This is a genomic window from Paenibacillus sp. HGF5, from assembly GCF_000204455.1.
GTDB lineage: Bacteria > Bacillota > Bacilli > Paenibacillales > Paenibacillaceae > Paenibacillus_AQ > Paenibacillus_AQ lautus_A.
Genome location: NZ_AEXS01000019.1, coordinates 49738 through 62583 on the forward strand (window position 1 = coordinate 49738; position 12846 = coordinate 62583).

The window sequence follows — 12846 nt, forward strand, 5'->3', positions numbered from 1 at the left end:
AAACAAACTGCACGGTTTTTTTCCTTACTCTTTCCCCTCGAAAACTAGATAATTGGGAATGTAAGCACTAACATTTGAAGCATTGATTTGTGGTCCATCAACAAAGGGGAGGAAATGGAATGAAAAAAATGTTAAACGCGGTCCTGATGTTTTCCCTGATCGGAAGCTTGATCGGCTGTTCGGGCGGCGGCGCTGCTGAACCGCCGGCAAACGGCGGAACCGGAACGGAAACGCCGCCGGCGGCTGCAAGCGATAGCAAGGATCCGGTCAAGCTCCGCATTGCGTGGTGGGGCGGTCAGTCCCGGCATGATTATACCTTGAAGGTCATCGAAATGTATGAGTCCCAGAATCCGCATGTCACCATTGAACCTGAATATGCCCCATTCGATGACTATTGGAAGAAGCTTGCTCCCCAAGCGGTGGCCGGCGGACTTCCGGACATTATCCAAATGGACATCTCCTACCTGAATCAATATGCAGGCCGGAATCAGCTGGCGGATTTGAAGCCGTTCACCGAGAGCGGCGAACTGGATGTCGCGGACGTCAGCGAGAATGCGTTGAGCGGCGGTGAGGTCAACGGCAAGCTGGTTGCCATGAACCTCGGCGTGAACGCACTCCAAACCACGTTTGACGTCGAGACGATGAAGAAGAACGGCATCGATATTCCGTCCAAGGAATGGACCTGGGACGACATGGACAAAATGGGGGCCCAAGCCAAAGAAAAAGGCCTGCAAATCGGAGGTTTTGCTTACCGGCATGACGTCTTCTTCCCGTACTATTTAAGAACCATCGGCCAGAAAATGTACAGCGCTGACGGCAAAACGATCGGGTACAGCGACGACCAGCCCTTTATCGATTACTTCACCCGCTACCAGAAATGGTACGACAACGGATATATCCTGTCTCTCGACAAGGAAGCCCAGAAGAAAGGCGTAGCGGAAGAGGATGAAATCGTCCTTGGCAATTCCATCTCGGGCACCGGCTGGTCCAACCAGTTCCTTGCCGTGGCCAATCTAGTAACCGACCGTTCGCTGGAGCTGAATCCGATGCCGGGTCCCGGAACGAAGGACGGTCTCTTCCTGAAACCTTCGATGTATTTTTCGGTCACCGAAACCTCGAAGCACAAGGAAGAAGCCGCCAAATTCATCAGCTTCTTCATCAACGACATCGAGGCCAACAAGCTGATCAAGGGCGAACGGGGCGTTCCCGTGTCCGCCAAGGTAAAGGAAGCGCTGAAGCCGCTCCTCTCCGAGAACGAAGCCAAAATTTTCGACTATGTCACTTGGGCTGAGGCCAACAGCACGCCAGGAGATCCGCCTAATCCGATCGGTGCGGTAGAGATCGAGAAGCTGCTGCGAGATCTCAGCGAACGCATCCTGTTCAAGAAAATCTCGATCGAAGATGCCGCGGCCGAGTTCCGCAAGGAAGCGAATGCCATCTTGGCCAGATCTCAGCAGCAATAACCAGGATACGGCTAGACAAGGCATCTCCCGCACGTCTTTCCCGTGCAAGAGATGCCTTTTTACATCAGTGACCCCTGCACGGGGCGCAACCAAATCTGAATCGTAGGGGTTGAAAATTATGAAGAGGCTCCGTGAGAACGAGCACATCACCGGTTACGTGTTTTCAGCGCCGTTCGTTCTTGGTTTTCTCATCTTTACCTTATATCCAATCCTGTCGTCCCTGTATTATTCGTTCACCAATTACAATCTGATGGAAGCGCCGAGATGGCTGGGCCTCGGGAATTATGAGCGGTTGTTTCTGGAGGACGACAAGATCGGCAAGTCCTTTCAGGTCACATTCACCTATGTATTCGCCAGCGTTCCCCTGCGCCTCATATTCGCCCTCTTCGTTGCCATGATTCTGAATACCGCAACCAAAGCCGTTGGGCTGTACCGCTCCGCCTTCTACCTGCCTTCCCTCATTGGGGGAAGCGTGGCCGTGGCCATCATGTGGCAGCAGATCTTCGGCGACAAGGGACTCGTGAACTCTGCCCTGTCCCTCTTCGGAATCCATTCCACGACCTCTTGGATCGGGAATCCCAGCACGGCGCTGTGGACGCTCATTGCATTGTCCATCTGGCAGTTCGGCTCTTCGATGATTATTTTTCTGGCCGGCTTGAAAAATATACCGAAGGATTACTACGAAGCCGCCAGCGTGGACGGTGCCAATGCGGTCCATCGCTTTTTCAAGATTACGCTGCCTATGCTCAGTCCGATCATTCTGTTCAATCTGACGCTCCAGACGATCTCGGCGTTCCTGACCTTCACCCCCGCCTACATTATTTCCCGCGGCGAAGGCGGCCCGCTGGATCAAACGCTGCTCTATTCGCTCTATTTATACCGCAAGGCGTTCTCGCATTTTGAAATGGGTTACGCGTCGGCTCTTGCCTGGATCATGCTCATTATCGTCGGTGTCCTGACCTTGCTCATCTTCAGATCATCCACCCGCTGGGTTCATTACGAGTCGAAAGGAGATTGACGGTTATGACCAAATCCAGACGTGTTCTCTACCATACCCTGGTCGGATTATTCGCCCTCGGCATGACCTATCCGATTCTGTGGCTGGTCGCCAGCTCGCTTAAGCCCAATCATGAAATATTCACGACGGCTTACAGCCTGATTCCGAGCCGGCTGGAGTTCTCGAATTATGCTACGGGCTGGAAGGGATTCGCCGGGACCACCTTTGGCACCTTCTTCAAGAACTCGTTCATCATTGTCATCATCTCCACCATCGGGGCCGTCGCCTCCTCGGCGCTTGTCGCCTTCGGATTGGCTCGGACCAAGTTCTTCGGACAGCAGTTCTGGTTCGCCTGCATGATGATTACGATGATGCTGCCCCATGACGTTGTGATCGTCCCGCAATATGTCATGTTCGCCAAATTCGGCTGGCTGTCTTCCTTCAAGCCGTTAATCGTTCCCCAATTCTTCGGCATTCCGTTCTTCATCTTTCTGATCATGCAGTTCATCCGCACGATTCCGAAGGAACTGGACGAAGCCGCCAAGATTGACGGATGCAGCAAGTACGGGATCTTCTTCCGGGTCGTTGTGCCGCTGATCGTGCCCGCTCTCATTACATGTTCGATTTTCTCCTTCTACTGGAGATGGGACGATTTCATCAATCCGCTCATTTATTTGAACAATCCGGAGAAATATCCGGTGTCACTTGCCTTGAAGCTATTCCTGGACGGGGAATCGCTTAATAACTGGGGCGGCATGTTTGCCATGGCTACCTTATCGCTGCTGCCGGTCGTCATCGTCTTCTTTATCTTCCAGAAATACATCGTGGAAGGGATCAGCACGACGGGATTAAAAGGGTAATCCATACACATAGATTCAATTGAATATGAAGGGAGTTTCTCATCATGCCTGCACTTGTATTTGATGATCAACAGATTGAGAATGTCATAGACCGCGTGGTTGACCGGACCTTTCGCATGGATTTCAGCTGGGATTGGCCGGGCGGGGTCGCCTTTTACGGGGTATGCGAAGCCTACAAGGCCACCGGCAAAAAGGAATATCTGGAACAGCTGAAAGCCTGGGTCGACGAAAATATGGAAGAGGGGCTGCCCAAGCTGTCCGTCAACGGCGTCTCCATCGGCCACTCCCTCCTGACGTTGTACGAGGTTTATGAGGATGAGCGGTATATCGAAACGGCGAAGGAAATGGCCGAGTATCTCACGCATGATGCGCTGCGTTTCGGCAATGGCATCTTTCAGCATACGGTGAACTCCGAAACGTATAACTTTCCGGAGCAGGCATGGGTCGATACGATGTTCATGGCAGGCTACTTCCTGCTTCGGATCGGCGTGATGCTGGACCGGGAGGATTACTTCGAGGATGGCTTGAAGCAGTATCACGGCCATGAGGATTGCCTGCAGGATCCCGTCACGAATCTGTATTACCACGGCTGGGACAACATCGCCGGCAACCATATGTCAAGTGTCTTCTGGTGCCGGGGCAATGCCTGGGCCGCCATCACGATGGCTCGTGCCCTGGAGCTTGTGCCGGTCACGCATCCGTCCTTCATGATCATTGAAGGCTCGCTGCGCGACCAGCTCAGCGCCCTGGTCCGGCTGCAGCATGAATCCGGCCTGTGGCATACGATTACGACCGATCCGCAATCCCCGCTGGAAACGTCCGGCTCGGCCGGCATCGCCGCCGCCTTGCTGACCAAAGGACGCATTTATAATAAATACACGCAGAAATCGATTGACGGCATCTTGGCCAAAATCGCCGAGGATGGTACCGTAACGGGTGTCTCCGCGGGAACGGCCGTCATGAAGGACGCCGCAGGGTACAGAGGCGTGCCCGACAAGCGAATTCAAGGCTGGGGCCAAGGATTAGCATTGACCTTTCTTGCGGAAGTGCTGAAGATCAGAAATAACCCTTATTGATTAAATGGGATATAGAAAAGGCAGGATGGAGAGGATCAAGTTCGCCTCTACAGCCTGCCTATAATGATTTTGCACCTTACAAGCGAATGGTATTGATTAATAATGATAAACATGAACCGACTGCACCCGATATACTTTCATCCCATATCATTGGTTTAGTCTCCCTGTCTCCCATCGCTAATCTTCACGATTACGCGTCTACGCTGTTTATTCATTCTCCCCTGTCTCGTCTTCTCCGTTATCCTTAGCTTGATCTTCGGTTTTCTTCGGATGCGGCGTTCCGTCAAGTCCGTAGACTTCGTCATAAGCGTCGAATATCTTCCTCGCAATCGGCGCGGCGCTTTGCGATCCGAAGCCGCCTTCCGGCACAACGACGGCCACCGCCAGCTTCGGGTTATCTCGCGGAGCAAAGGCGATGAAGACGCCGTTATCAATCTTCTGCCACTTTCCATTCACTTTAGCCTCCTGCTCGGAGGTTCCCGTTTTCCGGGCGAAGTCATATTTAAAATCATCAAAGGCTGCGAGACCCTGCGTATTCATCCCCCGCTTAATGGTCTGCCAGTACGTTTTAGGGAATTCGACCTCATTCAGGACCTCGCGCCCGAATTCCTTGACCACGTTGCCATCCTGATCCGTGACTTTGCTGACTAGCTGAGGCTTGACCCGCTTGCCTTCATTCGCCAGCATGACGGTGTATTGAGCAAGCTGTAGAGGGGTGTATTTACCCTGCTGACCGAAGGAAGCGTAGGCTAACGCCGCCAGATTACTTCCCGCTGCTTTTGTATCGGTATAATTTTTCAGTCCTTTATGCTCGTTGGGCAAGCCGCTCCCCGTTACGACGCCAAGACCAAACTTCTCCATATATTCATCCCAGACCGTAACGCCCTTCTCCCCGCCATACTTGCTGACTAGCCTTTTGCCAATCATATCAATCATAAAAGCATTCGAGGATTGCTGAATCGCTAACTGCGGTTTGATGGGTCCGTTTCGATGACCGCTCGAGTTGGAAATTCTCGTTTCGCTTCCTTCCCGACCTATGGTGGCGTACCCTTGATCAGGATAAGTGTCATTAATGCCAAATAACCCCTCATTAAGCCCGATCAGCACCGTCAGCGGTTTAATGACGGAACCGAGAAAAATCATGGACTCAAAGCCGTTTCCCGAGCGACCTGATCCATAGATCGTAATCGTGCCGTTTCCCGACGCGTCCACGACATCCTGCGTAATTTTGCCTCCGCTTTCCCATATATTCGGATCGTAATCCGGCATGCTGGCCATCGCGACCACATGACCGGTATCCACCTCCATGGCCACAGCGTATCCGGTTACGGCATCCTTATGAAGCTTTCCCGATACCGGATGAGTATGGAGATATTGGAGCTGATCCATGATGGCCTGCTCCGTAGCAAGCTGAATGTCTTTATGAATCGTGGTGTGAATATTATGGCCTTTTTCCGGAGCGACCATCGTCGGAACGCCATCCACCATATTCTGCGGATTGATCGGAATACTGAGATACCCGCTCTGACCGCGCAGTTCTTCCTGATACATCCGCTCCAAACCGTCATACCCCACCGATTCTTCCTCCGTGTAGATCATGCCGGGATTATCCTGATCCTTGTTGCTCTGATCGATATCCTCATATACTTTTACGGATTTAGAACCTTTGAACTTCCTTAAGTATCCGATTGTCTGAACGGCCACCGTATCCGGATCATAATGCCTTACATTCTCCTCCACGATCTGGATGCCGGGAAACTTGGCGCGGTTCTCCATGAAATAAGCGATCTCTTCCTTCGTCAGATCGGATTTGATGCGTCTGGGCTCATAACCATGCTGCTTGTTATATTCCAAATCCAGGTCGTCCATCACTTTTTTTACGGTCACCGGTTCCAAGTTCGGATCCCCATATTTGTTAAACGCCTGGACAAGCCGCTTCGCCATCTCCTCCGCTTCCGGCCGGTTTTCTTTTCCTTTGTCCGTCTTCTTGCTGTAATCCTTCATGAGCGTGATATATAAAGAATTTGAAGCCGTTGAGTATGCAAGCTTGGTGCCGGACGCGTCGATGATGGACCCCCGGATCGGCTGCAGCGGGAAATGCTTCTGCTCCCCCCCGGTTTCCTGGCTTGCCAGCTCCGGTCCCTCCACGAACTGTAATATGGCAAGGCGAACGATAATGACGCAAAAGATTAAAAATGCGCTGAAAAAGAAAATATTGATCCGTCCATGGAATTTACGCCTGGTTTCTGATTCATCCGGTACGTCTTTATAAGGTTTAAAGCCGATCACATTGTCTACGCTCCTTTGTTATATGGTTTAATCCAGCCAAGTCGGCAAATGCGGGTTGTTCTCGAATTCGAATATTCTCTTCAGCTGCTCCCTGGTATTCCGTTCTTCGGATAACGGCGGCAGTTCGTCCTGAGGGAAAAAACCGACCGCGGACGTTTCGGTCCCCACGCCTGCGGCTCCGCCCGTAATGTCGCACTGAATGAACATTTTGTACACGTGGAAGGCCGATGGCGGATGGTTATGAAATTTCTTATCCAATACGGCCAGCAGCCTCCCTGCACGCACGTCGTAGCCGGCCTCTTCCTTCACTTCCTTCACCACGACCTCCGCAGGGGATAAGCCGATGTCCGCCCATCCTCCCGGCAGCGCCCAGGCCCCGTCGGCCTTTTCCTTAACCATCAGCAGCTTTCCGTCTTGAAAAATAACGCCGCGGACATCCACCTTCGGCGTCTGGTATCCGGTTTCACTCGCAAACAGCGTACGGATCTTCTCTTCGCCTGCTTCGGTATACTCCTGCATGATCTGGATGCTAAGCTCCCTCAGCTGCTCAAACCGTTCCTTGTCATAAACGTCCCTCGTATACTCCAGTCCGGCCTGGCTGATGGCCTGCATCTCCTTGGCCCACGCTAACCATTTTATTGTCATAGGTTTCATCCTCTTCAAAGAAACTCATAATATATAACGCCTGCTATCCGTGATTGGTTTATAATGGAAGTGCCTGATTTCAAAATTATAACATATTTTCTAGCAAGTTATGAGACAAAGGATATAAAGGGGGGACAGCTGGACATGAAAAAAATGCGGCCGGTGTTATACATTTTTCTTCTAATCATGGTGTTCGGTACCGGGTACTACATCGGATCCAGATCGGAGAACGTAATACCGATCTCGAAGGAAAATGCCCGCAAAGCCATTCAAACCCTGTGGGTGAAGGCCGCCGAACCTCCGCTGCCCAAGGTAAGCATTGACGGCACCGAGATCCATCTGCAACGTGGCGGTTATTCCTGGTGCAACGGGGATAACTGCGCGACGACCGATGCGGCCCGTCCCAGGCTCGAGGATATGACGCCGGTTGTGGTCCAAGGCGGTGCCGACATTCAATCGACGCCACCCGACGGAATACATGGCTTCACCATCCTCAACCTGACGGATTCAGGTAACGATGGATATACCGTGCCGGCGAAAGCCGGCTCGTACCTGTACGAAATTCACTGCACATGGCCTCTGGATCAAGGAGAAGCCAGCTTTTATTTTGCGGTGACGGTTGAATAGACGTGCTCTGGATCGATTAACCAAGCATTTCCGCATCCGTCTGTCCATAAAAAAGAAACAGCCCGGCGCCAGGGCTGTTTCTTCGTTTCCATTATGAATTCGTTGTTTTCTTCTCTTCCCTTTGATTCGTACGGATTAAAGCATACGCCAACTGTCCGACCATTCCGAGGAACAAGCCCGTCCCGACGACGATGTAAACCATGGTGAAGGTTTTTCCGAGCGCCGTCTGCGGCACGAATTCCGGATGCCCTACCGTGCTCAAGGTCACCACGCAGAAATAAAGGGCATCCAGCACCGACAAGCCTTCTTGCCTGGTATAAAACATCGTGCCCGATAACAACATGATGACGATTAGCACAAACAGCGCCATGAAATACCGCTGTTTGAACGCTCGAAACAAACCGCTGAGGAGACGTTTTAACGTTAACAAAAAAGAGATCATCCGAGAACCGTCCTATTCTATATCTGGAGTATATGTTGCATACATCACATACACCCTATTATATCAGCGTTTATGCTTCGCGCCCATCGCTACGGTTGAACGGAAAGAATTTTCCCTTCGGCATCGATGCTTCGAAATATGAAGCCGCCGGTCTGGTCGGCAGGCAGCTGTTCATAATGGATGGCGTAGCCTTGCTCCACGTCGATTTCCATGTAAATCCCGGACAAAGCCTTCACCTGTTCCAGATCTTCGATCGGTTTATCGTCCCAGGGCTCATTGGTGACGATGATTTTCTTGCTTTCGGGTTCCGACGTCTCCACTGCCACCAGGGTGTCATAGATGCCGTCACCACGATGACTGGCAGACCAGGTTCGTACAAAAGGTTCATCTTCGGACTTGGGTTCCAGCGCGACCTCGTTCGTAATCTTATGCAGCAGTCCCCATTTGCTCTCCAGGACGTTGACGGTCTTAACATGGCCATCTTGCCAGACGATCAGCTTATGATGATCCTCTGACTTCTCGTACAGCTTATCCCCGGTATACGCAGGGTGAACGCGCCGTATCGCCTGCTCTTCATTGTATACATAGCCGTCCAGGAACAGCGGCAGGTAGCTGATGACGACCACAACGGCGGCCAGTATGAGAAACATGGCTTTTTTCAAAACAACAGCTCCTTGTCATCCTTGTGGAACGCGGTTCATCTTATCCGGCCGATTAGCCCTGAAGGGCAAGCAGCTCCCGAATTTCCGCTTCGGACCAGCTTGGAAGCGACTCTTCCCCCGGCTGAACCAGCTCCTCGATCAGATCCTTTTTCTTCTGCTGCAGAGCCACCATTTTATCCTCGATCGTATCTTGAGCAACGAAGCGTATGACCTGCACAACCTTCTTCTGACCGATACGGTGGGCCCGGTCCATCGCCTGCTGCTCGACAGCCGGATTCCACCACAGGTCATACAGGATCACCGTATCGGCCCCGGTCAGGTTGAGCCCCGTTCCGCCTGCCTTCAGCGATATCAGGAATACCTCGCGTTCCCCTTCGTTGAAGCGTTCGCACAGCTCCACCCGCTCCGATCCCGGCGTCTGTCCGTCCAGGTAAAAAAACGGAATCCCCCGATATCCCAGCTCTCCGGCGATCAGGTTCAGCATGCCTGTAAACTGGGAGAATACCAGCATCCGTCTCCCCGCAAGACGACATTCCTCGATCGTTTCCAGCAGCTGCTCAAGCTTGGCCGAACCGCCCTCGTAGCCATCCACGAACAGAGCCGGGTGACAGCAGATCTGTCGCAAGCGGGTAATGCCCGCCAGGATGCGGATCCGGTTCTTCTGGAAACCGTCCTGAGCCAAATGCTTAAGCGTCTCCTGCCGCAGTTTCGCAAGATAGGCGGTATACAGCTTCTTCTGTTCGATCAGCAGGCCCGAAGCCTGAATCGTCTCGATTTTCTCCGGCAGTTCCTTAAGCACGTCCGATTTCAGCCTGCGGAGCAGGAAGGGACGCACCCGTTTCACCACTGCTTCTTTAGGCAGTTCATGAAATGCTTTTCGATCTCCGAAAAGCGCCGGGAAAACGGCATCGTAGATGGACCATAATTCCTCCAGGCGATTCTCGACCGGCGTGCCCGTCAACGCAAACCGATAACGGGCATGGAGCGTTTTTACGACCTGAGCCGTTTGCGTCGCGTAATTTTTGAAGGCTTGGGCTTCATCCAGGATCAAGGTTAAGAACGGCAGCTTCGCATATCGCTGGATATCCCTGCGGAGGAGCGGGTAAGAAGTGATGACAACATCCGCTTTGCCTATATTCTGGATCACCTTCGCGCGCTCGGACAGCGTGCCATCGGCAATGACGGCCTTGATCTCCGGCGCAAACTTCTTAAGCTCGTTAAACCAGTTATAGAGCAGGGAGGCAGGAGCCACAATGAGCGCGGGTTCTTTACGCTCCCGGATCTCAGGCAGCAGGGACAGAATGAAAGCGATACTCTGAATGGTTTTTCCGAGTCCCATATCATCGGCCAAGATGCCGCCGAAGCGGTAATGGGCCATCGTCTTCATCCACTGGAAGCCAAACTTCTGATAATCCCGGAGAACCGTTTCCAGGCTGGCCGGCACGGCAAAGTCCAAATAATCCGGATTCTTCACATTCTGCAGCATCCGGCGCAGGGAACGGCCAAGCTGGACCGATGATCCCGAATCCTCCCAATCCAGCAGCTGAAGTCCTTGGACCGCCGGCAGTTTAAACCGCGTCCCCTCCCCTTCGTACAGCCAAGGTCCCACCCGGTTCATTAAAGCAACCATGGCCTGGAACTCCGCACTTTCCAGCGGAAGCAGCGCTCCGTTTCGCAGCCGGTGATATTTGCGCTTTTCTTCGAGCGATTTGACGATTTCCCGGATTTCGGCTTCGCGAATGCCCTCCATGTCAAACTTCAGTTCTAGCCAATCCGTCCGTTCATCGACCTCCACCCGAACCTTGGCTCCCATCGGTTCAGTGAGCACCCGCTCCTTCACCGCCGTCGTTGCATAAACAACCAGCAGCTTCTCCAGCTGCGGAATCGTATGATACAAAAATTCATATTCGGCATCCTCGTCATTCATGAAGAAACCGCCGTCAGTCCTGGCAAAAGAGGCGTTCTCCATGAGCTCCAGAATCCGCTGCTCCGTCTCTCCATCGCGAACGAGAATCGAGCTGCTGCTTCGTTTGGCGCGGTGTCCCTCCAGCGGATTGATGATGATGTCGCCGTATTGAAATTCGAGTCCGGCCAATAGCCGGCCGCGGACACGGTCCAGAAACAGCTTCGCTTTTAAAGGCGTTTTGACGATGCGGTCGGACACGGTCTGCGCCACATGCACGCTGCCCAGTTTCATCAGCCCCGGTACCACCCGCTCCATGATGGACTCCATCATCTCCGGCTGTATCCGAATATGCGGTGTGTTGGAAGGTTCAAGCAGCAGCTTCATCTCGGCGAGCCTTTTGCAAGCATCCATCTCAAGCTGTATCAGCCTGCCATCCGCAATGACGACCCCGTACCCCTCCAGCACGGTCATCCGCTCCAATCCATCGATCTTCATCAGATAGTGATCATCCGCAGCCTCATCGAACTCGAATTGCAGCGGGATCGGTTCCTGAGCGAACTCCAGCTTATCCGTCATGATTCCATCCATCGACAAGAGGGCACGAACCGAAGAATCGAGCGCATCCCGTACTTGAGGCCAAAAGGCAGGAGGAATGATCAGCATTCGGTCACCGTTCCCCTTTTTGCCAAGCGGAGCGTAGATGTTCACCGACTGTTGATACATGCTCTCATGATCGGAAATACGGATCAGCTCCTGCAGAAGCGTGTCATCCTCCTTTTTGAAGCTGTGCACCTCCGGATCGTAGGTGAAATTCTTCGTGAACACGCAGGCTGCGCCACGTTTCACGCACGCTAAGAACTCCCGAATCCGCTGTACGATGTACAAGCGTTTATTCCCGACTCGCAGCTCGACGCCGAACAGGTATTTCCGGTCCCCGTACGGATATAGCTTGAAAATGCACTCCATCTCCAGAACCTCTCGGGTATCAAAGCGGGACGTCGCCGCAGCCCTCCGACCTCCGGAATACGTGAACAATCCGAGCAGCTGGCTGCTGAGCAGCGCATCCCGTTCTCTCTCGTTCGAGCTTCCGCCATATTCCGGCGAGTGCCGGGGCGTTAACTGTCCTTCTTCCATGTTCACGTTGGCGGAAGGATGTAATAACGATGGAAAGGGGCGCATGGGAGCCTCGACCGTTTGTTCAATATCCCGTATGTTCAGGAGGAGTGCCGCAATATGCCTGCACCGCTTTCGGGAAAATCCGTAATCGATGCAGCTGCATTCCGTGTATACGTCCCCGTTCGAGTCAATCTCCGCATAGGCGATTCCCGACTCCTGATCCTTCACTTCAGCCTCGTATTTTCGAGCGTCCGGATCCTGCTTCAGCATCGATACATAACCATCTCTATATAAAACCCCGCCGCGATCGTAGGAGGTTTTTCCGCACAACAGTTTGATCACCCGTTCGGTCAGCTGGTAACCCATAACCACATTCCTTTCTCTATTGCCTGTTAAAAAACAGTATACCATTTTCTCATATCTTCAAAAAAAAGAACTCGCCGCTACGGCAAGTTCATGCGCTCTTTGTCATCGACTTTGGTCAATCGATCATAACGCTTGTTATTCCCATTCCATGCCCCGTTGGATATGATGAAGCCGACCACGATATAAATGGGAAAATAATAATAGTATCTTGTTACAAAATGTTCCGGGGTAAATCTGTCCTGATCCAGGAGCCAGGTCGCGGCAGCCCATACAGCATATAAAAACAAGCCGTGAGCCAGTCCTCGGGAAAATACGAATTTGCCTTTTCCCTTCCCCCGGATCTGCGTCCACCTGCGATAGAATCGCGCATCTCGCTCCATCCGATCCCTCCGCTTCA

Annotated in this window: 11 protein-coding genes; 5 read left to right on the plus strand and 6 right to left on the minus strand. The window is 52.6% G+C overall.

Going from position 1 to position 12846, the window contains the following annotated elements; all coding sequences use genetic code 11:
- Positions 1-119 precede the first annotated feature (119 nt).
- The 4 genes from HMPREF9412_RS02960 to HMPREF9412_RS02975 all read left to right on the plus strand — a co-directional run bounded on the left by HMPREF9412_RS02960 (position 120) and on the right by HMPREF9412_RS02975 (position 4396).
- The gene (locus HMPREF9412_RS02960; protein WP_009590006.1) at positions 120-1463 is read left to right on the plus strand and encodes an ABC transporter substrate-binding protein; all 1344 of its coding nucleotides are present in this window, start codon (positions 120-122) and stop codon (positions 1461-1463) included.
- 118 nt (positions 1464-1581) lie between these two features.
- Positions 1582-2481 carry a carbohydrate ABC transporter permease gene (locus HMPREF9412_RS02965; protein ID WP_009589786.1) on the plus strand — a complete coding sequence of 300 codons (900 nt, stop codon included), beginning with the start codon at positions 1582-1584 and terminating at the stop codon, positions 2479-2481.
- Positions 2482-2486: 5 nt separating this feature from the next.
- Positions 2487-3320, plus strand: a complete 834-nt coding sequence (locus HMPREF9412_RS02970) for a carbohydrate ABC transporter permease (protein ID WP_009589991.1) — start codon at positions 2487-2489, stop codon at positions 3318-3320.
- 44 nt (positions 3321-3364) lie between these two features.
- The gene (locus tag HMPREF9412_RS02975; RefSeq protein ID WP_009590052.1) at positions 3365-4396 is read left to right on the plus strand and encodes a glycoside hydrolase family 88/105 protein; all 1032 of its coding nucleotides are present in this window, start codon (positions 3365-3367) and stop codon (positions 4394-4396) included.
- Positions 4397-4603: 207 nt separating this feature from the next.
- Here HMPREF9412_RS02975 and HMPREF9412_RS02980 read toward each other — a convergent pair whose 3' ends face one another.
- A complete protein-coding gene (locus tag HMPREF9412_RS02980) occupies positions 4604-6685 on the minus strand; it encodes a peptidoglycan D,D-transpeptidase FtsI family protein (protein WP_009590013.1) in 2082 nt (693 codons plus the stop codon).
- Between the two features lie 27 nt (positions 6686-6712).
- Positions 6713-7330: an NUDIX hydrolase gene (locus tag HMPREF9412_RS02985; RefSeq protein ID WP_009589905.1), complete on the minus strand. Its 618-nt coding sequence runs from the start codon at positions 7328-7330 to the stop codon at positions 6713-6715.
- A 144-nt stretch (positions 7331-7474) separates the two neighbouring features.
- On the opposite strand from HMPREF9412_RS02985, the gene HMPREF9412_RS02990 reads away from it, so the two are divergent.
- Positions 7475-7957 (plus strand): hypothetical protein, encoded by a 483-nt coding sequence (locus HMPREF9412_RS02990; RefSeq protein WP_036671105.1) that lies wholly within the window; start codon positions 7475-7477, stop codon positions 7955-7957.
- A gap of 91 nt (positions 7958-8048) precedes the next feature.
- On the opposite strand, the gene HMPREF9412_RS02995 is transcribed toward HMPREF9412_RS02990, so the two are convergent.
- From HMPREF9412_RS02995 to HMPREF9412_RS03010, 4 genes are all read right to left on the minus strand, one after another.
- Entirely contained in the window at positions 8049-8399 is a 351-nt protein-coding gene (locus HMPREF9412_RS02995; RefSeq protein ID WP_009589965.1) for a potassium channel family protein, read from the minus strand.
- 89 nt (positions 8400-8488) lie between these two features.
- Positions 8489-9061 (minus strand): hypothetical protein, encoded by a 573-nt coding sequence (locus tag HMPREF9412_RS03000; protein WP_009589840.1) that lies wholly within the window; start codon positions 9059-9061, stop codon positions 8489-8491.
- A gap of 52 nt (positions 9062-9113) precedes the next feature.
- A complete protein-coding gene (locus HMPREF9412_RS03005) occupies positions 9114-12449 on the minus strand; it encodes a DEAD/DEAH box helicase (protein WP_009589895.1) in 3336 nt (1111 codons plus the stop codon).
- A gap of 77 nt (positions 12450-12526) precedes the next feature.
- Positions 12527-12829, minus strand: coding sequence for a hypothetical protein (locus HMPREF9412_RS03010; protein WP_009589791.1), 303 nt, complete (start codon positions 12827-12829; stop codon positions 12527-12529).
- Positions 12830-12846 lie beyond the last annotated feature (17 nt).